This window comes from Rhizorhapis sp., from assembly GCF_035276005.1.
GTDB lineage: Bacteria > Pseudomonadota > Alphaproteobacteria > Sphingomonadales > Sphingomonadaceae > Rhizorhapis.
Map to the genome: position 1 here is coordinate 46450 of NZ_DATEMB010000004.1, position 25944 is coordinate 72393.

The 25944-nt window shown below is 60.1% G+C and carries 29 protein-coding genes and 1 other RNA gene; 19 read left to right on the forward strand and 11 right to left on the reverse strand.

What is annotated here, in order from left to right:
- Positions 1-81: 81 nt before the first annotated feature.
- Together prfB and VJS46_RS00895 are read left to right on the forward strand one after the other, a co-directional pair.
- Positions 82-1209, forward strand: a complete 1128-nt coding sequence (prfB, locus tag VJS46_RS00890; protein ID WP_324057452.1) for a peptide chain release factor 2 — start codon at positions 82-84, stop codon at positions 1207-1209.
- Positions 1209-1988, forward strand: coding sequence for a class I SAM-dependent methyltransferase (locus VJS46_RS00895; RefSeq protein WP_324057453.1), 780 nt, complete (start codon positions 1209-1211; stop codon positions 1986-1988). The genes prfB and VJS46_RS00895 overlap by 1 nt, the downstream gene beginning before the upstream one ends.
- On the opposite strand, the gene VJS46_RS00900 is transcribed toward VJS46_RS00895, so the two are convergent.
- Positions 1981-2856, reverse strand: coding sequence for an AraC family transcriptional regulator (locus tag VJS46_RS00900; protein ID WP_324057454.1), 876 nt, complete (start codon positions 2854-2856; stop codon positions 1981-1983). The genes VJS46_RS00895 and VJS46_RS00900 overlap by 8 nt on opposite strands.
- A 453-nt stretch (positions 2857-3309) precedes the next feature.
- Between VJS46_RS00900 and VJS46_RS00905 the strand changes: the two genes are divergently transcribed.
- On the forward strand, positions 3310-3822 hold the full coding sequence (locus VJS46_RS00905) for a hypothetical protein (RefSeq protein WP_324057455.1): 513 nt from the start codon (positions 3310-3312) through the stop codon (positions 3820-3822).
- Positions 3823-3892: 70 nt separating this feature from the next.
- Here VJS46_RS00905 and VJS46_RS00910 read toward each other — a convergent pair whose 3' ends face one another.
- Positions 3893-4855, reverse strand: a complete 963-nt coding sequence (locus VJS46_RS00910) for an isoaspartyl peptidase/L-asparaginase (protein ID WP_324057456.1) — start codon at positions 4853-4855, stop codon at positions 3893-3895.
- A 224-nt stretch (positions 4856-5079) separates the two neighbouring features.
- Between VJS46_RS00910 and VJS46_RS00915 the strand changes: the two genes are divergently transcribed.
- The 3 genes from VJS46_RS00915 to hppD all read left to right on the forward strand — a co-directional run bounded on the left by VJS46_RS00915 (position 5080) and on the right by hppD (position 8792).
- A complete protein-coding gene (locus VJS46_RS00915; RefSeq protein WP_324057457.1) occupies positions 5080-6378 on the forward strand; it encodes an OmpP1/FadL family transporter in 1299 nt (432 codons plus the stop codon).
- A gap of 105 nt (positions 6379-6483) precedes the next feature.
- Complete coding sequence (ispG, locus tag VJS46_RS00920) at positions 6484-7614, forward strand: flavodoxin-dependent (E)-4-hydroxy-3-methylbut-2-enyl-diphosphate synthase (protein WP_324057458.1); 1131 nt, start codon at positions 6484-6486, stop codon at positions 7612-7614.
- 92 nt (positions 7615-7706) lie between these two features.
- On the forward strand, positions 7707-8792 hold the full coding sequence (hppD, locus tag VJS46_RS00925; RefSeq protein ID WP_324057482.1) for a 4-hydroxyphenylpyruvate dioxygenase: 1086 nt from the start codon (positions 7707-7709) through the stop codon (positions 8790-8792).
- A 103-nt stretch (positions 8793-8895) separates the two neighbouring features.
- Here the strand turns inward: hppD and VJS46_RS00930 are convergent, their stop codons facing one another.
- Positions 8896-9597 (reverse strand): SAM-dependent methyltransferase, encoded by a 702-nt coding sequence (locus tag VJS46_RS00930; protein WP_324057459.1) that lies wholly within the window; start codon positions 9595-9597, stop codon positions 8896-8898.
- Between the two features lie 151 nt (positions 9598-9748).
- Here VJS46_RS00930 and VJS46_RS00935 point away from each other — a divergent pair, with 151 nt between their 5' ends.
- Genes VJS46_RS00935 through VJS46_RS00965 form a run of 7 tightly spaced genes read left to right on the forward strand, consistent with a single transcriptional unit; the run spans position 9749 to position 15086 of the window.
- Positions 9749-9997, forward strand: coding sequence for a hypothetical protein (locus VJS46_RS00935; RefSeq protein ID WP_324057460.1), 249 nt, complete (start codon positions 9749-9751; stop codon positions 9995-9997).
- Positions 9998-10010: 13 nt separating this feature from the next.
- A complete protein-coding gene (coxB, locus tag VJS46_RS00940) occupies positions 10011-10880 on the forward strand; it encodes a cytochrome c oxidase subunit II (RefSeq protein WP_324057461.1) in 870 nt (289 codons plus the stop codon).
- Complete coding sequence (locus tag VJS46_RS00945) at positions 10880-12598, forward strand: cbb3-type cytochrome c oxidase subunit I (protein WP_324057462.1); 1719 nt, start codon at positions 10880-10882, stop codon at positions 12596-12598. The genes coxB and VJS46_RS00945 overlap by 1 nt, the downstream gene beginning before the upstream one ends.
- On the forward strand, positions 12595-13299 hold the full coding sequence (locus VJS46_RS00950) for a heme-copper oxidase subunit III (RefSeq protein ID WP_324057463.1): 705 nt from the start codon (positions 12595-12597) through the stop codon (positions 13297-13299). The genes VJS46_RS00945 and VJS46_RS00950 overlap by 4 nt, the downstream gene beginning before the upstream one ends.
- Before the next feature lie 18 nt (positions 13300-13317).
- Positions 13318-14013 carry a heme-copper oxidase subunit III family protein gene (locus VJS46_RS00955; RefSeq protein ID WP_324057464.1) on the forward strand — a complete coding sequence of 232 codons (696 nt, stop codon included), beginning with the start codon at positions 13318-13320 and terminating at the stop codon, positions 14011-14013.
- A 14-nt stretch (positions 14014-14027) separates the two neighbouring features.
- A complete protein-coding gene (locus tag VJS46_RS00960) occupies positions 14028-14387 on the forward strand; it encodes a cytochrome C oxidase subunit IV family protein (RefSeq protein ID WP_324057465.1) in 360 nt (119 codons plus the stop codon).
- Between the two features lie 3 nt (positions 14388-14390).
- A complete protein-coding gene (locus VJS46_RS00965; RefSeq protein ID WP_324057466.1) occupies positions 14391-15086 on the forward strand; it encodes a cytochrome c family protein in 696 nt (231 codons plus the stop codon).
- A 159-nt stretch (positions 15087-15245) separates the two neighbouring features.
- Here VJS46_RS00965 and ssrA read toward each other — a convergent pair.
- From ssrA to mscL, 3 genes are all read right to left on the reverse strand, one after another.
- Positions 15246-15597, reverse strand: a transfer-messenger RNA (tmRNA) gene (gene ssrA, locus VJS46_RS00970).
- Positions 15598-15622: 25 nt separating this feature from the next.
- Entirely contained in the window at positions 15623-15901 is a 279-nt protein-coding gene (locus VJS46_RS00975) for a hypothetical protein (protein ID WP_324057467.1), read from the reverse strand.
- 127 nt (positions 15902-16028) lie between these two features.
- Positions 16029-16451 (reverse strand): large conductance mechanosensitive channel protein MscL, encoded by a 423-nt coding sequence (gene mscL / locus VJS46_RS00980; protein WP_324057468.1) that lies wholly within the window; start codon positions 16449-16451, stop codon positions 16029-16031.
- Between the two features lie 131 nt (positions 16452-16582).
- Here mscL and VJS46_RS00985 point away from each other — a divergent pair, with 131 nt between their 5' ends.
- The 4 genes from VJS46_RS00985 to VJS46_RS01000 all read left to right on the forward strand — a co-directional run bounded on the left by VJS46_RS00985 (position 16583) and on the right by VJS46_RS01000 (position 19380).
- A complete protein-coding gene (locus tag VJS46_RS00985) occupies positions 16583-17182 on the forward strand; it encodes a LemA family protein (protein ID WP_324057469.1) in 600 nt (199 codons plus the stop codon).
- Positions 17183-17268: 86 nt separating this feature from the next.
- A complete protein-coding gene (locus tag VJS46_RS00990) occupies positions 17269-18096 on the forward strand; it encodes a TPM domain-containing protein (RefSeq protein ID WP_414707948.1) in 828 nt (275 codons plus the stop codon).
- A complete protein-coding gene (locus VJS46_RS00995) occupies positions 18096-18782 on the forward strand; it encodes a hypothetical protein (protein WP_324057470.1) in 687 nt (228 codons plus the stop codon). Before VJS46_RS00990 ends, VJS46_RS00995 begins: the two co-directional genes overlap by 1 nt.
- A 70-nt stretch (positions 18783-18852) precedes the next feature.
- Positions 18853-19380, forward strand: coding sequence for an NUDIX hydrolase (locus VJS46_RS01000; protein ID WP_324057471.1), 528 nt, complete (start codon positions 18853-18855; stop codon positions 19378-19380).
- Between the two features lie 221 nt (positions 19381-19601).
- Here VJS46_RS01000 and VJS46_RS01005 read toward each other — a convergent pair whose 3' ends face one another.
- A complete protein-coding gene (locus tag VJS46_RS01005) occupies positions 19602-20315 on the reverse strand; it encodes a CAP domain-containing protein (RefSeq protein WP_324057472.1) in 714 nt (237 codons plus the stop codon).
- Positions 20316-20360: 45 nt separating this feature from the next.
- Between VJS46_RS01005 and hemW the strand changes: the two genes are divergently transcribed.
- Positions 20361-21527 (forward strand): radical SAM family heme chaperone HemW, encoded by a 1167-nt coding sequence (gene hemW / locus VJS46_RS01010; protein ID WP_324057473.1) that lies wholly within the window; start codon positions 20361-20363, stop codon positions 21525-21527.
- A gap of 335 nt (positions 21528-21862) precedes the next feature.
- On the opposite strand, the gene VJS46_RS01015 is transcribed toward hemW, so the two are convergent.
- Complete coding sequence (locus VJS46_RS01015) at positions 21863-22573, reverse strand: hypothetical protein (RefSeq protein WP_324057474.1); 711 nt, start codon at positions 22571-22573, stop codon at positions 21863-21865.
- Between the two features lie 287 nt (positions 22574-22860).
- Complete coding sequence (gene phhA, locus VJS46_RS01020; RefSeq protein ID WP_324057475.1) at positions 22861-23733, reverse strand: phenylalanine 4-monooxygenase; 873 nt, start codon at positions 23731-23733, stop codon at positions 22861-22863.
- Positions 23734-23755: 22 nt separating this feature from the next.
- Between phhA and VJS46_RS01025 the strand changes: the two genes are divergently transcribed.
- Positions 23756-24463, forward strand: coding sequence for a TIGR02117 family protein (locus VJS46_RS01025; protein ID WP_324057476.1), 708 nt, complete (start codon positions 23756-23758; stop codon positions 24461-24463).
- 129 nt (positions 24464-24592) lie between these two features.
- On the opposite strand, the gene VJS46_RS01030 is transcribed toward VJS46_RS01025, so the two are convergent.
- Together VJS46_RS01030 and VJS46_RS01035 are read right to left on the reverse strand one after the other, a co-directional pair.
- Entirely contained in the window at positions 24593-25384 is a 792-nt protein-coding gene (locus VJS46_RS01030; protein WP_324057477.1) for a hypothetical protein, read from the reverse strand.
- Between the two features lie 89 nt (positions 25385-25473).
- Positions 25474-25944: ATP12 family protein (locus tag VJS46_RS01035; protein WP_324057478.1), on the reverse strand; the 471-nt coding region annotated here is incomplete at its 5' end.

Genomic DNA, 25944 nt, shown 5'->3' on the forward strand with positions numbered 1-25944 from the left:
AGCAACCCGCCTTTAGCTTTTGCCAAGGCGGCAAGATAGCTATATCGGGCAAGCCCATTGCCCCAGACTGGAGAATGAACAATGCGCGCTGAAGCGCAGCAACATGTTGATCGTATCCAAGCCGCGCTTGAACTGCTGCGCCGCTTCCTCGACTGGGACCGGGCGCTTCGCCGGCTGGACGAGCTGAATGCCCGTGTCGAGGACCCGACCTTATGGGACGATCCCAAACAGGCGCAGGAAGTAATGCGGGAACGCACGCGCCTTGACCAGGCGATCGGCGCCACCAAGGCCATTCAGCAGGAAATGGACGACACCGTCGAGCTTATGGAAATGGCCGAAGCCGAAGGCGATAACGCGCTGGTGGACGAGGGCGTCGCTCAATTGGCGGCACTTTCTGAGCGGGCCGATGAGGACAAGGTGAAGGCGCTGCTTGCTGGCGAGGCAGACGGCAATGACACTTATCTCGAAATCCATGCAGGTGCAGGCGGTACGGAAAGCCAGGATTGGGCCGAGATGCTGCAGCGCATGTATATGCGCTGGGCCGAGCGGCGCGGCATGAAGGTCGAAGTCGTCGATTATCATGCGGGCGAACAGGCCGGGATCAAATCCGCGACCCTACTGCTCAAGGGCGAGAATGCCTATGGCTACGCCAAGACCGAAAGCGGCGTGCACCGGCTCGTCCGCATTTCGCCCTATGACAGTTCGGCGCGGCGCCACACCAGCTTTTCGTCCGTCTGGGTTTATCCCGTGATTGACGATAACATCGACATAGAGGTCAATGAAAGCGACCTGAAAATCGACACCTATCGCGCATCCGGCGCGGGCGGTCAGCACATCAACACGACCGATTCCGCCGTTCGGATCACGCACGTCCCGACCGGCATCATCGTTGCCTGCCAGAACCAGCGGTCGCAGCACAAGAACAGGGCGGAGGCGATGAACATGCTCCGCGCCCGCCTTTATGAGGCTGAGCTGCAGCGTCGCGAAGCAGAGGCAAGCGCCACTCATGCCGCCAAGTCCGACATTGGCTGGGGCCATCAGATCCGTTCCTATGTGCTTCAGCCCTATCAGATGGTGAAGGACCTCCGTACCGGAGTGGTCTCCACCTCGCCGGACGATGTGCTCGATGGGGCGCTCGATCCGTTCATGGCCGCCGCCCTGTCGCAGCGTGTGACCGGCGAAACGGTTGAAGTGGAAGACGTCGACTGATGCGGGTTCCGGCACTGGCCTCTATCGCCTTTGCCGCCCTGCCTTTAGCGGCCTGCGACCAATTTTTTCCTAACGCCAATAGCAACCGCCCTGAAACCGCGCGCCAATTTCCCAGGGCCGACCGGCCCGTGGCTCTTATCGAATCGACCCGATGGTCGAATGAGGAAAGCCGGGATCGCGTGAACGAAGCCGAGGAGGTCATGGACCGGGCGGGCATAAAGGCCGGCATGACCGTCGCCGACATTGGTGCCGGAGAAGGCTATTATACCGTTCGCCTGGCCCGCCGTGTGGGTGCCGAGGGCCGCGTGCTGGCGCAGGACATATTGCCCGAAGTACGCGACAGCCTGGCCATGCGCGTCTCCCGCGAAAATCTTGAAAATGTCAGCGTGAAATTGGGCGCGGCGGACGATCCGATGCTGCCCGAGCGCAGCTTCGACCGGATTTTCATGGTGCACATGTATCATGAAATCACCGAGCCCTATGCATTTCTCTGGCGGCTCTATCCCGCACTCAAGCTCTCCGGCGAGGTGATCGTGGTGGATGCCGACCGGCCGACAGAACAGCATGGAACTCCCCCGCGGCTGTTGAAATGCGAGTTCGAGGCGGTCGGCTACCGCCTGATCGCCATCAGCCCAAAACCCTCGGCTGGCGGATATATGGCGCGCTTTACAATCAGTGGAAACAGGCCGGCGCCGGAAAACATCCGGGCCTGCAGCATCAAGCGGGGGGCCGCCTCCCCCACCCCACATCAGCGGCCGGTTGACCAGGCGATCAGCTGATCCTCGAAATATGGGGGAAGCGCCCTCCCAACTGGCGCCTCAAGAGTGTGAGCCGAGGTACGATGCTGAGCTTGTTCTTGATCTGGTGCGGCGTTGCGCCGACAAAATGCTTCAGCTCGCGAATGAAATGCGACTGGTCGTAAAAGGCATCGCCAATGACGTCGCGCCAATCCTCATCCGAGGAAGCGATCAGCGAAGCCACCCGCAAGGCCCTGTATTTGCGCGCGAGCAATTTGGGCGGCGCGCCGTACAGGCGATTGGTCAGCCTCGCCACTTGGCGGGCGGAAAGCCCCGTCGCATCGATGAGTGCTTCCACGCGGGGCGAACTTTCTCCCGAAAGCCATTCGTCAGCGGCAAAGACGAACTCCCGGGTGGCCTTGCTTACCGGCTGAAATTTCCTGCGCAGGAACTCCCAAAGCAACTCCACAGCCACAGCCGGATTGTCAATGCCTCGCAGAACCGCAAGTGTCTCATGATAGTCGCTGCCAAGCGTGGTCCCGTCGAAGAGCGAGTCGGCATGATCGCAGGCATCCAATTGCGTCAGCGCGTACCAACCCAGTGGCAAAAGCGCCACACCCAAGGTCTGCAGCGGTCCATCCACGTCGAAATGAATGGAGGACATGGTCGGCCCCAACATGCACACGCCGGGCGTATCCATTTGACGGCCATCGTGAAATGTATAGTGGCCCACGCCCGAGAGCATGAACCTCAACTGGGCAAAATCGGCCCGCGTCCCGTCCGAAACATAAGGCATATTGGCGGTGAAAAGATAGATTGATCCCACCAACTCGATCAGATCAGACGGCGGCTCATAATAGCGGAGCGCGACCATCCCCTCGGGAGTCGGAGTTGGATAGTCATGAAACATCGCAGCACCCAGGCAAAGGCAAAGACCGGGCCCTGAATTGCCGCCCACGCGCTATTGACGCCAAGCCCCCGATTACCATTGCCTCCCCTTTGCGGACTTTCACAAATCCACGCTTGTTGGCGAAACTGGGCCAGTTTTTCGATTTTTGCAATGTAAAAGAATGGCCTGGGCGGAAAATCCGGCCAGGCCATTTAGGAAAAGGTCTCTTTGTCGTCCGACCAAGAGCCCTTCGGGTCGCAGTTCGCTACTACGACGATTCGAGTGTAAATTTATTGGACAGAATCGACATCGCTCGACGATTTCTGATGCACGCGGGCCACAGTGAGCTTGAGAACGGTCGATAATGGACGAAATCGCTTACCTCACAGACGGGCGAACCGCGTTCAGACCCAATTCAACTCGCCCGTTCTAGTCTCCCGACATGGTAAAATTCATGTTTAAGGAGAAGGACCCATGGCAGCGCCTCTTTCGCGCGCCCTGCTAGCCGGACTGGCTGGCCTTTTGGCCTTGGGGGGCTGCTCGGCCTATGATGACGGCTATGGATATGGGGGCGTATCCGTGGGCTATGGCGCAAGCCGCTATTATGACCCCTGGTATGATGGCTATTACGGCTGGTACGATGGTTACTACTACCCGGGCAGCGGCTATTTTATTTACGATCGCTACGGCAAGCGGCACCGCTGGAGCGATAGCCACCGCCGTCACTGGGAAGGACGCCGGCACCATTACCGTGACAATGACCGCAAGGAATGGCGCGAAGGGCGCAGCGATCGCTGGCGTGAATGGCGACGCGATGGCCGCGGCGATCGCCGCGAATGGCGTTCCGACCGCCACGACGACCACAAGGCATGGCGTGAAGGCCGGCTTGAGCGGCGCCAGGAGTGGATGCAAAGGCGGCAGGACCGGTCAGAGTCCCGCGGCCGCGAGCGCGGTGACCGCCTGAACAGGCACCATCGCGAGCAATAATCGCTGGATCAGCGGACCGGCACAAGGGCGAGCCGGTCCGCTGAAATCCATCTGGGGCGCAAGCAGGCAATCATTCGTCGCCGAAAATCGCGACCTGCTTTGGTTGCGAGCTGCCTATCCTGCCGCGATACATTCCTGGCGCATTGAAGGACCAGATCATCTCTCCCTGGGGGCCTGTGGCGATCACGCCTCCTATCCCGCCTATTTCGGTGAGTTCCGCGATCACCATATCCGCCGCCTTCTGAAGGCTTTCTCCCTTCAGCCGCGCCCGCGCACAAATTTCGTGCGCGACGCCCAGCCGAATGAAATATTCGCCAGCCCCGGTTGCAGAGATGGCGCAGGCCCGGTCGTCGGCATAAGTGCCTGCCCCGATTACCGGCGAATCTCCGATACGGCCCCACCGCTTGCCGGTAAGTCCCCCTGTCGATGTCGCGGCCGCGACATGCCCCTCTTTGTCCAGGGCAACGGCACCCACCGTCCCATATTTCATGTCCACATCGAAATAGCCGACCTTGCGGGCCCGGAACTCCTGCCACTGCCGCCGGCGCTCGGGCGTTTCGAAATAGGAAGGATCGACCTGCTCCAGGCCCTGCTCCATCGCGAACCGGTCCGCGCCCTTGCGGCCGAGGAACACATGCGGGCTGGCCTCCATCACCCGCCGCGCAAGCAGAACGGGGTTTTTAGTGGTCGACACGCCGGCTACCGCCCCCGCGCTCCGCGTGCGCCCGTCCATGATGGAGGCGTCAAGCTCGATCTCGCCATCATAGGTGAGCACCGACCCGCGGCCGGCATTGAAATTGGGATCGTCCTCCAGCACCTTGACGCTTTCAGTCACTGCATCCAGGGCCGATCCGCCCTTCGACAGAATGGCAGATCCGGCATCCAGCGCGCGGCCAAGCGCGACCCTGATCTCGCGATCCTGTTCAGGCGTGATCCGGTCACGCGACATGGTGCCAGCTCCACCATGAATGACCAGGCGCCAACCGCCCTCACGGTTCGTCTCATGTCCAGTTGCGGAGTCTGGATTAAGCATTATGAAAATTCCGGCGAATAAAAGGACATATCGGACTAACATCTACGGCCTCTCTCCGTTCATCCCAAGCGCATTTCTCTGCCATCCTTCCCGTATCTTAAGTTCGCAGACGGCGCCCGAGATATTGGGACGGCTATTGCAAATGACTTGAAGACGTTTAGAGGGACCGCCGGGTAGCTCATATGCAGCTGAGCAGCTTCAGATAAGTGGGGGAACTGAAATTCATGCCGTCCTTACGCAGCTACCGCCTTGTTATTGGACTATTATCGGCCACAACTGCCGTTACTCCAGCGATGGCCGGCGGCTTTTACTTGCAGGAACAATCGCCTAAGGAAACCGGCCGCGCCTTTTCGGGCGGAGCCGCCGCTGCAGACGATCCTTCCACCATTTTCTACAATCCCGCCGGCATGGTCGAGTTGGAAGGTCTTCAGGTTTCGACCGGCGGAACCCTGATCTTCATCAATAGCAGACAGGCCAATGAAGGGTCCACCCGCACCTTGCCGGGACAGAGCGGCCCAATCGCCATAGCAGGAAATGGCGGGGGAAATCCCTTTGCGGATGTGGTGCCAATTCCTTCCTTTTATGCTTCCGCTCATGTGGGCGGAACGCCGCTGTGGCTGGGGCTCGGCATCAGCGCGCCTTTTGGGCTGAAGCTTGAATATGATTCCGATTTTTTCGGCCGTTATGATTCGCTGCGCTCCGACCTGAAGACCTATAACGTCCAGCCGAGCTTTGCCCTTCGCCTGAACCAATCCTTGTCCGTCGGTGGCGGGATCGACATCCAATATGCTGATGTCGAGCTTACAAACGCCCTGCCCAACCTGACCGCGTCCGCACCTGATGCACGATACAGGGTGGAAGGTGACGACCTGTCGGTAGGCTGGAATATCGGCGTTCTTGCCAGGATCGGTCCTGCTCGACTGGGGGTCCATTACCGCTCGGGGATGGAGCACCGATTGTCCGGAAGCCAAAGCATAACCGGCCTTCTGGGATCGCTCTCCGCTGCTAATGGCGTGCAGGCGGTGGAAGCTCCGCTCAACCTGCCCGACATTGTCACCGCCAGCGCGACATTCAGCCTCGATGCGCGCACCCGGCTTATGGCCACGGGCCGCTTCTATAACTGGTCCGTCTTCAAGCGTCTCGAGATCCGTCCCGAAACCGGCGGCAAGCTCATCAAGGAAATGGGCTATAAGGACAGTTGGAGCATCGCGCTCGGAGCGGAGCATCAGCTTTCAGAAAGGCTGACCCTTCGCGCGGGGGCGATGTTCGACAAGACGCCCACCAACGCCGATCTGCTCAGCACCCGTGTGCCCGATGGCGACCGCACCTGGGCAACGGCGGGCGCGACCTATGACCTCAACGATCATCTGTCGATCAATGTCTCTCTGGCCCATGTCTTCATCGAGAAACAGTTGATGGACCGGACGGACAGCTTTTTTGGCGGCTTGGCCAGCGTTCATACATTGTCCCGCAGCAGCGGCAATGTCGACATGGTGGCAACCTCCATCACAGCGCGCTTCTAAACCGAGTCGGCAACCGGCTGAAGCCGCTCCAGAGCATTCGAAGGTTGGATTAGGGGATTGGCGCGTCTATATGGCGCACTAGGTAGCAAAGACGAGCCAATTTCCATGTCCCTACGTCCCTGGCGCGATATTGAACGGCGGAAGTCCCGCCAGATCATGGTCGGCACTGTTCCGGTCGGCGGCGACGCGCCGGTCACGGTCCAGACCATGACCAATACGCTGACCTCCGACGCGAGGGCTACGATCGATCAGATCCGCCGCTGCGAGGAAGCTGGAGCCGACCTGATCCGTGTCTCCTGCCCTGACGAGGAATCGACAACAGCGCTCAGGCAGATTGTCCGCGCTGCCCGTGTGCCTATCATCGCCGACATCCATTTCCATTATAAGCGGGCGCTGGAGGCCGCCGATGCGGGGGCTGCCTGCCTGCGCATCAATCCGGGCAACATCGGCAGCGAGAACCGGGTCAAGGAAGTGGTGGATGCCGCAAAGGCAAATGGCTGCGCCATTCGCATCGGCGTTAATGCGGGCAGTCTGGAAAAGGACCTGCTCGAAAAATATGGGGAGCCCTGTCCGGAGGCGCTGGTCGAAAGCGCTCTCGACCATATCAAGCTGCTGCAGGATCAGGACTTCCACGAATATAAGGTGGCGGTAAAGGCCAGCGACGTCTTCCTAGCCGTCTCAGCCTATATGGGCCTTGCCGAAGCCGTCGACTGCCCGCTCCACCTGGGCATCACAGAGGCGGGCGGTCTTATCGGCGGCACTGTGAAGAGCGCCATCGGCATAGGCAACCTCCTGTGGGCGGGCATTGGCGACACGATCCGCGTCTCCCTCTCTGCCGAGCCGGAAGAAGAAGTACGGGTCGGCTACGAAATCCTGAAGTCGCTCGGCATCCGCACCCGCGGCGTGCGCGTCGTGTCCTGCCCCAGTTGTGCCCGCCAAGGCTTCGATGTCATCCGTACGGTGCAGGTGCTCGAAGAGCGGCTGAAGCATATCCACACGCCCCTTTCACTCTCGGTCCTTGGCTGCGTGGTCAATGGCCCCGGGGAGGCCCGTGAAACCGACATCGGCATCACCGGCGGCGGCAATGGCAAGCATATGGTCTATCTGTCGGGCATCACCGACCATCATGTGCAGGATGCCGAAATGGTCGACCACATCGTCAGCCTGGTGGAAGCCAAAGCAGCGGAGATCGAAGCCGCATCCGCGGCTCCTGACCTCGATCAGGACGCCGCTTAGCGCAAGCCGCCCAGTACGAGCGGAGGACTGCTCGACAAATGTGCAAATTGGCCATATAGTTACATTTGCAACCATTTGAGTCCCGCGACATGATGTCTGACGAACATAATCCCATCGGCCTTGACGGCTTCGAGTTCATTGAATTCTGCGCGCCGGAAAAGGGGCTGCTGGAGCCCGTCTTCGAAGCAATGGGCTTCGTCCGCCTCGCCCGCCACCGGTCGAAGGATGTGGACCTCTGGCGTCAGGGGGAGATCAATCTCATCGCCAATTATGAACCCCGCTCGCCGGCGGCCTATTTCGCCGCTGAACATGGCCCCTCCGCCTGCGGCATGGGTTTTCGCGTGCGCAATTCCAAGCTCGCTTATGAACAGGTGCTGGAACGGGGAGCAGAGCCGGTGGAAACCCGTACAGGCCCGATGGAACTGCATCTGCCCGCCATCCGCGGCATTGGCGGGGCGATCATCTATCTGATCGACCGCTACGGAGATGCCCTATCCATCTATGACATTGATTTCGAATATCTGGAGGGCGTGGACCGCCACCCGCCGGGCGCTGGCCTCAAGCTCATCGATCATCTGACTCACAATGTTTATGGCGGGCGCATGGACCATTGGGCGCGTTTCTACGAACGCGTCTTCAATTTCCGCGAAATCCGTTATTTCGACATCAAAGGCGAATATACGGGCCTCACCAGCCGCGCGATGACCGCCCCGGACGGCAAGATCCGGATCCCGCTCAATGAAGAAGCCAAGCAAGGCGGCGGTCAGATCGAGGAGTTCCTGCGCGAGTATAATGGCGAAGGCATCCAGCACATCGCATTCCTCTGCGACGATCTCATCCATTGCTGGGATAGGCTAAAAGGCTTTGGCACCCCCTTCATGCCCCCGCCCTCCGCCACCTATTATGAGATGCTTGAGGAAAGGCTGCCCGGCCATGGCGAACCCGTCGCCGAACTTCAGAAGCGAGGCATTCTCCTTGATGGCACTACTGAAGGCGGCAAGCAGCGGCTTCTGCTGCAGATCTTTTCCAAGACGATGATCGGCCCGGTATTCTTTGAATTCATCCAGCGCAAGGGCGATGAAGGCTTCGGCGAAGGCAATTTCACAGCCCTGTTCAAATCGATAGAGCGCGACCAGTTGCAGCGGGGAGCGTTGGAGAGCGCCAAGGAAGACGGTTAGACTAATCTTATTGCCTATGCCCAAGCGGTCAATCCTGCCATTTTCTATGAGCATATAGAACCGTCGCCCCCGCGCAGGCAGGGAAGACGGTATGATAGGCGGCCTATGAGTAGCTCACTTCCCTAGCCGGAGAAGCCGTCTCGGCCTGTCCGCCTTCAGTCCCCGCTACGCCGCGTCGGCAGGCGGTATAGGATTTGACCAGGCCGAGCACCCGTTCCCGACGGAACTCCCCGTCCGGAAAAATGCTCTCCAGCGTCGATCTGCTCAACACCCGCGTACCCGCGATCATTGCGCCATAAGCGGGCCGTTTCTTTTTCCACCGCCGGATGAACGCCTGCTTCACCGCTTCCGGATAATACCACCAAAAGGGAAGCCCCGTATGGGCCTCGATCGGGAAATGGATAGAGGGCGTCTGGATGTAGTAGGAGGGCGCCAATCGCCGCACCTCTCGCGCAAAGGCGGCCTGCTTGCCGCTGTCGCCCACATGCTCGATGCAGCTATTGGAAAAGACGATGTCGAAGCTGTTGTCCTGGAAACCGGCGAGATCCGTCGCATCGCCGCGAGCAATGGTGAAATGATGCGCGCCATAAGTGAACTCATCGATCCGCTGGCTTTCCAGGTTCACTACGGTGACATTGACCGGCGTATCGACGAATTTCCAGATCTTGGTGCTGCCGCCCAGATCAATGATCCGCTGGCCGGGCTTCAACTGCATGAACTGTTCGAACTGCTTCATCCGGGCGGCGCGGGCGCGCGGCGAAACGGCCTTCAGCATCATCCTCAATATTCTGGAATGCAGGCTCATGACTTTCCCCTGAAACAGGGATCTCATCCCTTGAGAGAACAGCCGGACAAGAGCTGCAGACCGATGCTCAACGATATGAAAATGATCGAGAGTCTTAGCTGTTGAGCACTACAGAACCTGTCATTGCTATTGATGCGGCCCGGCTTGTTATATGGAATCTTTAGTAGAGGATTCAGCAATTCCGGTCCAGAATGCTCGCCGCCAGAGTGGAGCAACTATCCTTTATTTCCAAAAAGAAGGAGACCTGCGAATTGTCTTCACCGGCTTCGAACCGGTGCCCGACCAGCCCGGCTTTCATCCCATTGATTTTAGCTATATGGTCGCCACCGTAGTGATGGTTGTTTCCCGCGTGGCGAGTCGACGCAAGGCCGGGTTACATGGCATGGACCGCCCCGCATAGGAGGGGAGAGCCTGTGCCAATCGCGATTGCTATCGCCTTGCTTGTTCTGGGTTCGATTATCTTTCACCTGGTCAGCCCATGGTGGAAGACCCCGATTGCATCCAACTGGGGCTCGATTGATACGGCGCTTGACGTAACGCTGTGGATTTGCGCCGTCGCGTTCATCGTTCTCAACCTTTTCATGGCCTATGCGCTTTGGAAATACCGGCACAAGCCGGGCAACCGGGCGCATTATGAACCCGAAAACGCCTCGCTCGAAAAGCGCCTCACTTTCTGGACTGCCATAGGCATTGCCGGGATGCTGGCGCCGGGCCTCATCGCCTGGAGCCAATATGTGAACGTGCCCAAGGATGCAGCGGTGGTGGAGGCGACCGGCCAGCAATGGCAGTGGAGCTTCCGCTTTCCGGGGCCCGACGGGGTGCTGGGGACTGCGTCCGTCAAACATATCACGCCGGACAACAGCCTTGGCATCAATCCGCGCGATCCTTTCGGGCGCGACGATGTCGTGGTGGAGACCAACGAACTGCACCTGCCTGTAGGCAAGCCAGTGAAGGTGGTGCTCCGCTCAAAGGACGTGCTCCACGACTTCTACGTCCCCCAATTCCGCGCCAAAATGGATCTGGTGCCGGGCATCGTCACCTATTTCTGGATGACGCCAACCAAGGCAGGGACATACGAAATCCTGTGCGCCGAGTTGTGCGGCGTGGGCCATCATGAAATGCGCGGCACAGTAGTCGTGGAGCCGCAACAGGCCTTTGACCAATGGCTGGGCGAGCAGGTCACCTTCGGGGAAATCATGGCATCGGCTAGCCCCTCCAGCATTTCCGCCATCCTCGCCAGCGCGGACAGTTGCACGACACCGACCAGGGGGAGACTTGACTGATGGCAACGACGATCGCTGACGACCTTCGCCCGCTGCATCACCCAAAAACATGGATCGGCAAATATGTCTGGAGCCAGGACCACAAGGTCATCGCCATTCAATATGGCGTGACGGCGATCGCCATTGGTCTCGTCGCGCTGGTGCTTTCTTTCCTGATGCGGCTGCAACTGGGTTTTCCCGGACTGTTTCCTTCGATCCAGCCGGAAAACTACCTTCAATATGTCTCGATGCACGGAATGATCATGGTGGTCTATCTGCTGACCGCCCTGCTTCTGGGAGGATTCGGCAATTACCTCATCCCACTGATGGTGGGCGCGCGGGACATGGTGTTCCCCTTTGTGAACATGCTGTCCTACTGGGTCTATCTGCTCTCTGTAATCGTGCTGGTGGCAAGCTTCTTCGTTCCCGGCGGTCCTACAGGAGCCGGCTGGACGCTCTATCCGCCCCAGGCGATCACGGAGGGGACTCCGGGCCATCAATGGGGCATCATCCTGATGCTGGCGAGCCTAGCGATCTTCATCATCGCCTTCACCATGGGTGGCCTCAACTATGTGACGACGGTGCTCCAGGCGCGGACCAAGGGCATGACGCTGATGCGGATGCCCTGCTCGGTATGGGGCATATTCGTTGCATCGATCATGGGCCTGCTTGCCTTTCCCGCCCTGTTCGTGGCGGCGATCATGATGCTGCTCGACAGGATCGCCGGCACCAGCTTCTTCATGCCCGCGCTCATGTCCATGGGCCAACCCACCGATCATGAGGGCGGCAGTCCGATCCTCTTCCAGCACCTCTTCTGGTTCTTCGGCCACCCGGAGGTCTATATCGTCGCCCTCCCCGCTTTCGGCATCGTGTCGGACCTTATCAGCGTCCATGCGAGAAAGAATATCTTCGGTTACCGGATGATGGTGTGGGCCATCGTCATCATCGGCGCGCTCAGCTTTCTTGTGTGGGCACACCACATGTATGTGAGCGGCATGAATCCCTATTTCGGGTTCTTCTTCGCGACCTCCACGCTGGTGATCGCCATCCCCACAGCAATCAAGGTCTATAACTGGCTGTTGACGCTCTGGCGGGGGGATATTCACCTGCGCGTGCCCATGCTCTTTGCCCTGGGTTTCCTCTTCACCTTCATACATGGCGGACTTACCGGGCTTTTTCTGGGCAATGTCAGCGTGGACGTGCCCCTGTCCGATACATTCTTTGTCGTCGGCCATTTCCATATGGTGATGGGCGTCTCGCCGATTTTGGTCATCTTCGGCGCCATCTATCACTGGTATCCCAAGATCACCGGGCGCATGTGGAACGAAACGCTGGCGCAGGCGCATTTCTGGATCACCTTCATCGGTGTCTATGCGATTTTCCTGCCGATGCACTATCTGGGCGTGCTCGGCGTCCCCCGCCGCTATTTCGCGCTGGGGGAGACCGACTTCATCCCCCCGTCCGCGCATTTCGCCAATGAGATGATCACCGTTGCCGCCATGGCGGTATTCGCAGCACAGTCCTTGTTCTTTTTCAACATGATCTGGAGCGTGTTCCGGGGTCCAAAGGCCGACCCCAATCCCTGGGGTGCCGCCAGCCTGGAGTGGCAGACCCCCGACACGCCGCCCAAGCATGGCAATTGGGGGCCGAAGCTGCCGACCGTCTATCGCTGGGCCTATGACTATAGCGTCCCCGGCCATAGCCGCGACTTCATTGCCCAGAACGAGCCTCCATCATGAGCCTTTTTTCCCGCCTCACCGAAAAGAGCTGGCTGACGCCCGGCGCGGAGGGTTTTGAAGACCCGGCGGATTATCGCCCGGCGGCCATGGCTGTTGGACTGTATGTTTACTTCGCCATCGCCGCAGTCATCTTTTCACTGATCGTGGCAGCGTATCTGATGCGCATGGGCATCCATGAAGCGATGGGACATGCCTCGGGCGATTGGCGACCAATGCCGGAGCCGGCGCTGCTATGGGTGAACACGGCGATTCTGGTCCTGAGCAGTGTTGCCTGGGAGGTAGCACGCAAGGCCGCGCTTCCGTCGTCCCTGCGGAGGCAGGGACCCCGCTTTTCTTCGGCAAGGCTGGAAAAAGGAAGCGGGGTCCCTGCCTTCGCAGCGACGACCACGGTAGCTGATAGTCCCCGAAAATTGCGCCTTGGCACCACGCTGGGAGGGCTTCTCGGCATCGCATTTCTCGGCGGCCAACTCCTTCTCTGGCGCCATTACTACGCCGGTGGTTATTATCTGTCCGCCAACCCGGCCAATGCCTTCTTCTATTTCCTGACGGCCGTGCACGGCCTGCATCTGGCCGGGGGACTGGTTGCCTGGCTGCGTGTGCTCAACCGTCCGACCTTGTCGGGGATCAGGCTCTGCGCGCTCTATTGGCACTTCCTGCTGCTGATCTGGGTTCTGCTCGTGGGGCTATTGTTATCGACCTGAAAACAGAAAGCGATCATTATGTCGCAACTGGTGATGATGGAGAGGGAAGATCATGGCACGTCCAAACAGGGCGTGCAGGACATGGCCTCCGACTGGGCGGCGGATCAGGAAGTGTTCCGCCACACCCATTGGGGCAAGGCGATGATGTGGATCTTCCTGCTGAGCGATACCTTCATCTTCTCCTGCTTCCTCGTTTCCTACATGACCATGCGTTCCTCCGCGACATTGCCCTGGCCCAATGCCAGCGAGGTGTTCGCGCTCACCATAGCCGGGCAGCATATTCCCCTCATCCTGATCGCGATCATGACCTTCGTACTGATCAGTTCCAGCGGCACCATGGCGATGGCGGTCAATTTCGGTTACCGGCGCGACCGCCGGAAAACCGCCGCCCTTATGTTCGCCACGGCCCTGTTCGGCGCGACATTCGTCAGCATGCAGGCATTTGAATGGACGAAGCTCATCATGGAAGGCGTGCGCCCCTGGGGCAATCCCTGGGGAGCGCCGCAATTTGGGGCGAGCTTCTTCATGATCACCGGCTTCCATGGCCTGCATGTGACGTGCGGCGTCATACTGCTGCTGGTCGTCGCGTCAAAGGTGCTGAGGGGCCATTATGACCGCAGCGGCGACTATTCGGCGGTCGAGATCGCGGGGCTCTATTGGCACTTTGTCGACCTGGTCTGGGTCTTCATTTTCGCCTTTTTCTATCTGTGGTGAGGGAAGAGAATGCCATGAACCACGACATGTCGGCAGCGGCGCAGCCAAAAGCGGAAGCGCATGAGGGGCAACAGCATCCCATAGGCCTTTACCTCAAGATCTGGGGCTATCTCTTTGTCCTCAGCACCCTTTCCTATCTGGTCGATTATTTCCATTTCCACGGCATCATTCGCTGGTCCCTGATCGTTGTCTTCATGCTCCTGAAGGCGGGGCTCATTGTCTCGATCTTCATGCACATGGCGTGGGAGCGGCTTTCCCTCATCTATGCCATATTGGTGCCGCCGCTGGTGCTGCTGGTGCTGGTCGGCATCATGAGCATCGAATCGGACTATGTGTTCTGGACTCGGGCGATCTTCTTTGGCGGCGGAGCCTGAGCCATGGACAAGGAAGGATGGAAAGTCGCCTGGATCGCCGCAGCAGGAGCGGCGGCCGTCATCTGGGGAGGCGACTGGTTCGCCGATCAGCTTATCCCCACCACCTATCCTGGCCAGCTGGCGTTCAAGGGCGCGGATAATCTGCCACCCGCCGTAGATCTGGCGGCGGTACAGCGGGGCTGGCCCAGCGGCGTCGACGGCCCCGGACAGCGCGGAAGGCTGATGGCCTATATGCAGAATATCGAGCGGCAGCCGGTACCGCGTCCGGCGGTCGCCGCTGCCGGAGGCGCTCCCAGGGAAGTGGCCGATCTGGGCACGCTGCTCGCCAGCGCCGACGCCGCCTCTGGCGAAAGCAAGGCGCGGGTCTGCACCACCTGCCACAGTTTTGACCAGGGCGGCCCCAATCGCATCGGCCCTAATCTGTGGGGCGTTGTGGGACGCAAGATCGCATCCCATGGCGGCTTTGCCTATTCGCCGGCCATGAAATCGCACCAGGGTAGCTGGACCTATGAGCGGCTTGACAGCTTCCTCGCCTCTCCCGCCAAGGACGTGCCCGGTACAAAAATGTCCTTTGCGGGCCTCCGGCGTCCAGCCGACAGGGCGGCGGTGATCAAATATCTGGCGAACATGGGGCCGGGAGCGCCGCCCTTGCCTCAACCTATGGCAGCGGCTGGCGGACCGGGTAAGGGAGCGCGGTAAAGCGCATCGGTCGTCGGAGCGAAGGCAGGGACCGCGCTGATCTTCAGCCGTTCAGCTTTCAGACCAACTTCCGTCGTCCCGCGCACGCGGAATGGCGAGGGCATTAAAGAATATGGAGAAGGCGGGGAGCTTCTGTTGCCCGGTGCTCCCCAAACCGCTGGAATCCGCTTCTGTTGCCCGGTGGGTCCAACCGCGTTCTATTTGCTTAATCCTTAGGCGTGAGCCGTTGGATTAGGCAGCAAGAGCAAGAGCCTCGTTATCGTTGGCACTTGTAGGTTTTGAACAGTTTTACGGCTTACTCGGGCCGGGCGAAAATATCGTCTTTCAACACACGTCGATCCTGGTTCGGCCCCGTCAGGAGGGGCTTCGCTATGGGAAGAAGCCCTTTCTGGTGGAGCCGCCGGGTACTGCCCCCGGGTCCGCTGCGCCTATTACACGACACAATTTATCGCCATAGCCGGACAGGTCCGGCACCACCTTATATAGGGTGTCCGTCACGAATGAAAAGTGACTGCGTAAAAGCGGGATACCGCCGCTCAGCGCGGGGCGGTTTCCTCAGCCTTGTCAGCGGCCTTTTCACCTTGCTCGCGGGTCTGCTCGGCCTTTTCCTCAAGGACGTCGGCCTGGTTTTCCATGGCATTGGCGGCCGCAGCATTATTCGTGACGTCCGCCTGGTCTTCCATGGTCTCGGCCTGATTTTCCATCATGTCCGCCTGATTCTCGGCGGCATTTTCGATGGCGTTTTCCTTTTTGGAATCACAAGCCCCAAGGGCAAGAATACCGGCAATCGCAAGACCTTTGATTATGACTTTCACGTCAGAACCTCCTGTTACCGCCAATCTGGACTTGGCTAGGCGCACTAACAGGCTGGCCTTGCGCTTTGTTCCCTGGAAACCATCCATCCATCGCATTTGCAGCAGCCCGAGGACTTCTCCAAAAGGCTTACTTCTTCAGCAAATCGCGAATTTCCCTAAGCAGGACAACATCTTCCGATTCGGCGGCAGGCGCTTGCTCCGGCTCGTGGATAATCTTGCCCGCCTGACGCACGATCAAGAAAATGATGAAGGCGAGGATCAGGAAATTGATCAAGACGGTCAGGAATTGTCCCCATCCGAAAAGTGCCACGCCAGCGGCCTTGAGATCGGCGTAGCTGGCGGTCGACCCTTTGAAATCAGGCGGAATATCGCCGAGAATGATGAAGTAGTTCGAAAAGTCGAAACCACCGAAAATCGCGCCGACCACCGGCATGATGATGTCGTCGGTCAGCGACTTGGTGATGGTCGCAAAGGCGGCGCCTATGATCACGGCCACGGCAAGGTCCAGGACATTGCCCCGGGCGATGAATGTACGGAATTCAGCCAGCATAAGATCAGCTCCCCTTTCTGGCGTGTGACTGTCCCGGCAAAATAGAACAGCCTGATTGTTGCGGACAGGCAATCAGCCCCCTATTTTGCAGCCATTGAAGTCAATCGCAATATGTCCCGCTGGAGAATGAGATGACCGATCGCCGTTTGTCCTACGCTCTGCTCGCCCCGGTAGCGGCGATTTCCCTCTCGGCCTGCGGCATAAATTCGGTCCCGGCAGCCGAAGAAACCGTGAAAGCAAAATGGGCCGACGTGCAGAACCAATATCAGCGCCGCGCCGATCTCGTCCCCAATCTTGTGGCGGTGGTGAAGGGCTATGCCAAACAGGAGCAGGAGACGCTGACCCGCGTCACTGAGGCGCGCGCCAAGGCGACGTCGATCCAGGTAAGCGCAAATGACCTGCAGGATCCGCAAAAGGTCGCCGCCTTCCAGGCTGCGCAAAATGAGCTCGGGCGCTCAATCGGACGCCTGCTCGTATCGGTGGAGGCTTATCCAGACCTCAAATCCAACCAGAATTTCCTTGCTCTACAGAGCCAGCTAGAAGGGACGGAGAACCGCATCGCCGTGGCGCGGCGCGACTATAATGAGGCGGTGCGCGATTATAATACCCGCATCCGCACCTTCCCCGAGATGATCGGGGCGAAGCTGGTGCACGGAGCAAAGCCGATGACCCCCTTTGAGGCAACGAGCGAAGGCGCCGAAGAAGCGCCAAAAGTGGACTTCGGAGCCTGAGCAGTTCGAGCGTCGTGCAGTTGATCTGCTCCCACCGCCCTTGGGCTGAGCCTACGGAAACCCTCTCCTTGTCTTCAGAAAAGGAAATGTCCTTCGACAGGCTCAGGGCCAGCGGCGTTGCTGATCCGGCAATGGGGCTGATGCGGGTGGTCTTGGCATTGATTGCGCTATTCCTTTTCGCCGCAACCGCCCACGCCCAGACATTCCCAAAGCTCACCGGCCGAGTGGTCGACAATGCCAACCTCCTCGACCCGGCCCAGGAACAGTCCCTGACCGCCAAGCTCAAGGCGATCGAGGACGAGAGCGGACGGCAGGTGGTGGTGGCCACCCTGCCCGACCTTCAGGGCTATGACATTGCCGACTATGGCTATCAGCTCGGCCGCCACTGGGGCATTGGTCAGAAGGAAGCGAATAATGGCGCGCTGCTGATCGTGGCGCCCAATGACCGCAAGGTGCGCATAGAGGTCGGCTATGGGCTGGAGGGTATCCTGACGGACGCCATGTCGAGCCTCATCATCCAGAATGCGATCATCCCGCGCTTCAAGGAGAATGATTATCCCGGCGGCATCCGCGCGGGCGTTGAGGAGATCGGCAAACTCCTCGCCCTGCCGCCCGATGAAGCAAAGGCGCAAGCTCTTGCGGCGGAACAGCGGGCGAAGGAGCACCGGTCATCCGGCAATGGCTTCATGCTGTTCTTCTGGCTCGCGATCCTGCTCTTCTTCATTTTGCCCATGATGCTCGGCCGCGCTTTTGGCGGCCGGCGCTACCGGCGCGGCCGTAGCCCTGTGGTTATCTGGGGACCCGGCCTGGGTGGCGGCTGGGGCGGCGGAAGCGGCGGCTCAGGTTGGGGCGGCGGCGGATTTTCGGGCGGCGGCGGCAGCTTTGGCGGCGGCGGGGCTTCGGGGAGCTGGTGATGCGGAAAGTGAACCGGCTGACCGCCGAAGAGCATGGACAGGTGACAGCAGCGGTTGCGGAGGCCGAAGCGCGCACCAATGGTGAGATCGTGACCATCGTCACGGATCGCTCCGACAGCTATCATGATGTGGGGCTTCATTGGGCCGTGGCCGCGACGTTCCTCACCCTGTCAGCGGTTGCGATGTTTCCGGTCTGGTTCATGGACCGCCTGCACGGCCTGCTTGGCGGAGGATGGGAGCGGGAGCTTCCTGCCGGAATCACATTGACTGCCCTGCTCGGCCTGCTGATCGCCGCCTTCCTTGCCGTCCGCTATCTGCTCGCGGTCAAACCGCTGCGCCTCGCACTGACGCCCAAGCGCACCAAGGCGCGGCGGGTACGGCGCCGCGCCATCGCCTTCTTCAAGGTGGGCGCCGAGCGGCGGACCATAGGCCGCACTGGCATCCTCATCTACCTTTCGCTCGCCGAGCATCAGGCAGAGATCGTCGCCGACGAAGCCATTGCGAGCAAGGTCCAGCCCGAAATATGGGGCGAAGCCATGATCGCCTTGATTGACGAGGTGAGGCAGGGCCGTCCCGGAAAGGGCATGGCCGAGGCGGTCCGCTGCGTCGGCACGGTGCTGGCGGAGCACTTTCCCAGAAGCGAAAACGATTCGAACGAGCTGCCCGACCGGTTGATCGAACTGTGATGGCCAAGCGAACTGCTCTGCGGTTCTTGGTTCGGAGGGCGCATCCTCAGAAGAATGAGAAACGAAGATAATGACTGAAGCCGTCGAAACCATGTGGGAAGGCCGTTTCATCACGGCAAAGCGCGAAGGCACATGGGAATATGTCTCGCGGAGCCGAGGCATTCAGGCCGGTGTGATCCTGGCCATAGAGGAGGCACCGGACGGCCCCCATATCCTGCTCGTCGAGCAATATCGCGTGCCGTTGAAGGCCCGCTGCCTGGAACTGCCGGCAGGCCTTATCGGCGACGATCATGAAGACGAAGCCCCAGCGGATGCCGCCGCCCGCGAACTGGAGGAAGAGACCGGCTACCATGCGGCACAGATGGAGGATCTCGGCCGCTTCTACAGTTCACCCGGAATGGTCTCGGAGAGCTTCACCCTTTTCAAGGCCACAGGTCTTACAAAAACCAGCGAAGGCGGCGGAACCGAGGGCGAGGACATTATCGTGCACCGCGTGCTGCTGGGCGAAGTGGCAAACTACATCCAGGCAAAGCGACGCGAAGGAATGGCGCTGGACGTAAAGCTGCTGCTGTTGCTGGCGGGGGATTTCCTGGGCTGAGGGCGGAGATACCATCTCCTTTTTATTTCTCCCATGGGGAGAGGATATGCAGGCTTGGCAGCGTGCAGCCTAGCCGGAGTTGGTGAGGGGTTGTGCCCTACAAGTAGCGTGGAACCCCTCACCCAACTTCCACTAAGACCGACTAGGTCGGCCTAAGTCTGCGCAACCCTCTCCCTATGGGAGAGGGAAAGCATGTTCGTCTCACCCGAAAGAAGCCCCCCTCAATAGCCCGTCCTCACAGGCTTGGGCGGCTCATCGCCGCCTAGCGGATCCCGCCCGTAGACATTGCCCGGCGGGCCGTAACGGCAGACCAGATATTCGTCGCGGCCATTGTCGCCGATCGCGCAGCCCACATCCGTCGTGCTGTGCCAGATGATCTGCGTATAGTGGGCGACATCGGCCCAGCGCCCGGTGCTGCTCACCCTGGGCATGGCAGCTCGGCGGAACCAGCGCCTTTCCTTCACCCAGCTTCCGATCATCTCGTCATAGCTGAAATAGCCGGAGCTGCCCCTCCACAGATTCTCGCCCTGCGGCGTCCTCCCCCGCGGTTCCTTGCTATGCTGGAACACACGCGTGCGGGCGAGCTGGTTGGCATAGTGCTGTGCATCTGCAGCAAGCGCCGTGTTCCAACGCAATGGCCGCTGGCCAACCGCGCGGCGGGCGTCATTGTGCCGCTTCATCATCACCGACCGGAAAAGACTGCCACCCCGCTCCTGCTTTTCGTCCGGCGCTTCATCCCAATAGACCGGCGGCGCGTCCTCCTCCGCTTCCCGCTCGCGATAGCGGCTGTCCTCGTAGCGATCATCGCGGCGATATTCGTCATCGTCGCCATAATCGTCATAATAACCCTCATCAGGATAGCGCTGGGCCGAAGCCGGCACGGCGATGCAGGGTGAAAGGGCAAGGAACAGGGAAAGGGCGAGCTTCGTCTTCATTATGGACTTTTCCATCAGGAGCTTTGCGATCATAGGAGGGCGCATATGAGCGATGCCAATGTGAACGCAGCCCGAACGGAGCCGCTAGCGCTTTATGTGCATTGGCCTTTTTGTGTTTCGAAGTGCCCCTATTGCGATTTCAACAGCCATGTGCGGGAGACCGTCGACCAGCAGGCCTGGCGCATGGCGCTGCTCAAGGACATGGCGCATGAGGCCCGGCTGACCAACGGCAGGCGCCTTTCGTCGATCTTCTTCGGCGGCGGCACCCCTTCGCTCATGCCCCCGGAAACCGTCGAAGCGGTGCTGGCGGCGGCCCGGGATCATTGGGGCTTTGCCGATGACATTGAGATCACGCTGGAAGCCAATCCCTCCTCTGTCGAAGCTGCGCGCTTTAATGATCTGGCCCGCGCCGGGGTAAACCGAATATCGCTCGGTCTCCAGGCGCTCGACGACATGTCGCTCCGCTTCCTTGGCCGCGCTCACGACGTTCATGAAGGGCTGCTCGCGTTGGAAGCAGCGCAAAGCCTTTTCCCCAGGGTCAGCTTCGATCTGATCTATGCCCGCCCCGGCCAGAGCGAGGGGGAATGGGAAAGGGAACTTGTGCAGGCGCTGTCCTATGGCACCTCACATCTTTCGCTCTATCAGCTCACGATCGAGCCAGGGACCCGCTTCGAAACAATGGTCCGCAAGGGCGAGTTTGCTCCTGCCGATGCGGACCACGCGGCGACGCTGTTCGAGCTCACAAGGACCCTTACAGAGCAAGCAGGCTTGCCCGCCTATGAAATCAGCAATCATGCGCGAAGGGGCGACGAGAGCCGCCACAACCTCATCTATTGGCGATATCAGGATTATGCCGGCATCGGCCCTGGAGCGCATGGAAGGCGCGGCGGAACGGCCAGCCAGCGGCACAGGAAGCCGGAGAACTGGCTCGCCGCTGTAGGCCGCAACGACCATGGCATCGAAAGCGAAACGCTCTTGTCACAGGAGGAACGGGCAGCAGAGGCGTTGCTGATGGGCCTTCGGCTAAAGGAAGGCGTGGATCTGGCGCGCATAGCCAGCCTTTCAGGCGTCAGCACGGCGTCGCTGATCGACTACGCCGCGGCAGAGCGCCTTTCGGCCTTAGGACTGCTGGTCCTCGAGGGCGACCGGCTCAAGGTGCAAGAGCCAGGCATGCTGCTCCTCGACGCCATTCTGCCACAGATCGTGGGCTAGGGCGCTACGCGTTAGATCAATCGGAATCGCCTGATCTCCGCTCAGGCGGAACTTATCGAAGCCTTTCAAAGGATTGTCTCTAAGGCAGCGGGGTCCCTGCCTGCGCAGGGACGACGGGGTGAATGGTGAAGGCGGATAAACGCCTCCGCCTCTCCCGTCTCCCGTCTCCGGGTTGTTCATTGAAAGACCGTAATTCCCAGGGCACTCGTCGTCCCTGCGCAGGCAGGGACCCCGCTGCCTTATAGCGAGGAGCCTTGGCCTGGCGCAAACCTGTTCACTCGACACGAACGGAATGTCTGGCTCAGGCCCAAGGGTTCAAATCAAAACACTGCCGCTCATTTTGGCGTGGTCGTCAATTCAGCCGTCCTGGGGGCGGGGGTCTCGGCCGCCGCCGCATTCTGCTCCTGCAGAGCAGTCGCTGCCAGCGCCAGGGCTTTTGCCGCCTCCTGCAGTGCCTGGGCCGCCGTTGGCGCGGCCGGAGCCGCCGCCGGGGCCGCAGGTGCAGCCGGTGCAGCCGCAACGGCAGGCTCATCAGCGACCGTCACCACCTTGGGCTGTGTTCCAGCCTCGCTCGTTACCAGCTTGGGTGCCGCAGGTGCAGGCGCTATTTCTTCGGTTGTGGCAGCAGCACGGGCCACCGGTGCCGCGACAGGCTGACCCTTGGAGCTGGTTCCGGCTGCAACAGTGGGAGCCAGTCCCTCATCGGCATCGGCATAGGTCGGGCAGGTCATGTCGAGGTCCTGGCCCATTACCCGGGCCAGTTCCCGCAAATCTGATTCCGATGCGTTCGCGGCCATGCGGCCCATGGCACCTATGGCTTCGCAGCGCCCCAGATTGTCGGCCGCCGAATGACGGTTCCCGATCGAGGTCTCATAGTCCCGGAATGCACCTGTCCCGCTGGAATCCCCATATTCGCGGATAAAGTGGGACATCAATATATATTGATTGGTAACAATGAGATCGCGCTTCACCGACATGAAGCGATTATATCCCTCCAGCGCGGCTGGCAGCCGGTCCCTGCATTTGAGCGCTCCAACCATCAGCATCGTTTGAAAACTGTGCAGCTCGGCTGCGGCAATTTCGTCATTTTGCCAGCAATTCCGTTTAGGGAGATCAGCATTTGCAGGGACGGACATCAGGGATAAAGGCAGAATTGCGGCGACAGCCGCAGACAGATGGCGGTGCATTTCCATTCCTCCAGTCAAGGATGACTGACGGCTTTTGGTCCCCTAAATTTATCCTGAAGAGTCGTCCCCCTATTTTTACCATTTCGGCGGAAATGGGGCAATTGGCCTAAGCCTATTGTCGCTCCCAAAAGAGGACGAAATTGCCCCTATGCGCGCGCGGCGGCATAGGCTTGCGTGCCGCGCGTGATGATGTCGTCGCCCTCCACCAATTCCCCGATCTCTATATCGGGCAAGGGGTCCAGTTCGGCATAGAGAGGTGCAAAGTCCGTTTCCAGCGTCTGCCGCAGCAGTTCGTCAAAACTGTGCAGCACAAAATAATTCTGCTGGAAATCGTCGATACGATATTTGGTCCGCATCACCCGCTTCAGATCAAACATGATCCGGTTGGGGCTGGGATCGTCGAGCGCAAAGATGCTCTCGCCATGGCTCGACACGATACCCGCGCCATAGATGCGGATGCCGCCATCTTCCCGCACCAGACCAAATTCCACCGTGTACCAGTAAAGCCGCGACAACCGGTGCAACGCGCCATGTTCCAGGCTGCGCAGCCCGCCCCGCCCATAGGCCTGCATATAATCAGCGAACACCGGGTCCGCGAGCAGCGGCACATGACCGAAGACATCGTGGAAAACGTCCGGCTCCTGCAGATAGTCAAGCTGATCCCTGCGGCGGATGAAGTTGCCGGAAACAAAGCGGCGATTGGCGAGATGGTCGAAAAAGACATCGTCAGGCACCAGCCCAGGCACGGCCACGACCTGCCAGCCCGTCGCCTTCATCAGCCGTTCGGAAAGCTCCTCGAAATCAGGAATGCCGGGTCTTGAGAGGTGCAGGACATCCATGCCCTTCAGAAAGGCTTCGCTGACGCGTCCGGGCAGCAGCCGGGACTGCCGTGCGAACAGTTCGTCCCATGTAGCATGGTCCTCGACGCTATAATGGGCCCAGTTCTGCGGGATCGTCCAGTCCGCTGCGGCGCCTTCGGGCGGGTGCTGAGATCCGCCATTTTCCATTTGCTTCTCCATTGCGCCCCTATAGCATTTCCCAATGGCCTTTTCGAGCACAGCCAAGCGGCCCCGCACGGACAAAATCAGGGCCCTGGTCCGGACGCTGACCACCACAGCGCTCACGCTGCTGGCGCTGCTATTGGTTTATTGCTCGGCGGCCCTCATCGGTTCCTTGCTTCCTTCCAACGCAGGGTGGAAGGAGCCCCGGCAGGGAGTCCGCATCTTCATCTACAGCAACGGAGTTCATACAGGCCTTATCCTGCCCGCACAGAATGAAGTGCAGGACTGGCGCCGCCTGGTGAGGTCCGGGGACATTCGCGATCCCCGCTATGCCGCATCCAGCCACATATTGTTCGGATGGGGCGAACGGGAGTTCTATCTCAACACGCCCCGCTGGTCGGACGTTGACCCCATAATAGCGGTAAAGGCCCTTGCAAATGGCGAGCATACGCTTTTGCATGTGGACCATATCCATGCCCCACGCGCAGCGCCCGACATGCGGCCGCTTATGATCAGCGTGCACCAATATCGCAGGCTCTCGCAACAAATCGAAGCCTATTTCCGGCTGGATGGGGGACGGCCGCAGCCAGTCCAGGGCTATGGACCAGCGGACGTCTTCTACCAATCCACTGGCCGCTACGACCTCTTCCGCACCTGCAATGAATGGACGGGGGCGCAGTTGCGCCGCATCGGCGTCAGAATTGGGGTCTGGACGCCCTTCAGCGAAAGCGTGATGTGGTGGTTTTGATCCTCCCCGGCACGGGGATTCGTTGCGAAATTCACTTATGCCGTCATCCCCGCGAAGGCGGGAATGACGTCAAATACGGCATTTCTGAATATTGCAACGATCTCCGTGCGGGGGAGGAAGGCAACTACATCACCCCTTCTGGCCGGTCATGATCTCGATGGACGGCTTGTTGACCGCGTCGATCGAACCTTCGGCCATCATCTTCTTGCCCATGGCAAGCGTTTCATCCATCACCGCCTTGTCTGAACTGGTCTGGCTGAGGCCGATGAGGGCGGAAAGCAGCAGGTTCTTGTTCACCGGATCAGAAGGCGCAGCTTCCACCGACTTGCGGGCAAGATCGGTCGCTTCCTTGTACAGGGGGCTGGCGCCTGCCTTGTCCTGCGCCGTCAACTGCTTGTTGCCAAGCTGCACCAGCATGCCCGCAAGCACGTTGCGGTTATTGGCTTCGGCCGGGTTGGCAGCAACAATCTCGCGCCAAAGGGGCACCGCTTCCTGATAGGAGCTGATCGCCGCATCGAACTTCTGCGTCGCGGCCTGGGCAGCCGCCGTCGCGTAAAGCGCATTGGCCAGGAAGTTCTTGTAATCCTTGTTCTCCGGTTGCGCCTTCACTGCGGCGCGTACCGCGGGCAACGCGCCTTCATATTTGGCGAGCGCGCCGGCATTGTCGCCCGACTGCTGCAATTGCTGGGCGGCGGTGAAATCCGCCACCGCCTTGTTGAAGGCGGCGATCTGCTCCGGCGTCATCTGGCCGGCGGCGGGAGCGGCTTGCTGTGCCGGCTGCGCGGACGGGGCCGGCTGCGCGGACTGAGCCGGATCCGCGGATTGGACGGGTGCGGCGGGTTGGGCCTCCTGGGCCAGAGCGGGCGTCACAAGCGCCAGCATGCCCGTCGTCATCAGGGTCGTGAATATGGTCTTGGTCACTATCATTCTCTCCACAACAAGCAGCGCGGCGCATAAAGGGGATACACCGCTGCGAATACAGTGCCTGGAGGAAAAGCGTTGCCGGTTATCTATTGTCGGGCCAAGCCGCAAAAAGTGACGCAATCGTCATATTCCGCCCGCTTCTGTGCGCGAATCTGCGCCGCGAGCGCGTCCTCACCCCACATCTCCGCCTGCCACAGCTCATCGAGCTGAGCGGCGTCCCAAATCGCCCCGGCATCCGCCGCGCCTTCAAGCAAGGCCAAGCCTGCCACCAGTGATCCTGTCAGTGAAACAATCGGCGACAGACCGGCCAGAAGAAAAGACGAATAGCTGGCGACAGCCCCCCGCAGCCTTTCGAGCGTCGCCTCCGCCTGCGGCTCGTGCATAATTCCCGTGACGATGGTGAAGTGCACATCATAGCGCCTTGCCGCCCAATCGAGCAGCGGATCCCATGCCGCTGCCTGCCGCGCCACCAAGGGGGCGGGCTCCCCGGCCCGGTAACATAGCAGGTCGCTCTCGGCATAAAGAGCAATGCCTGCCGCAAAAGCCGCGGTGTCGGG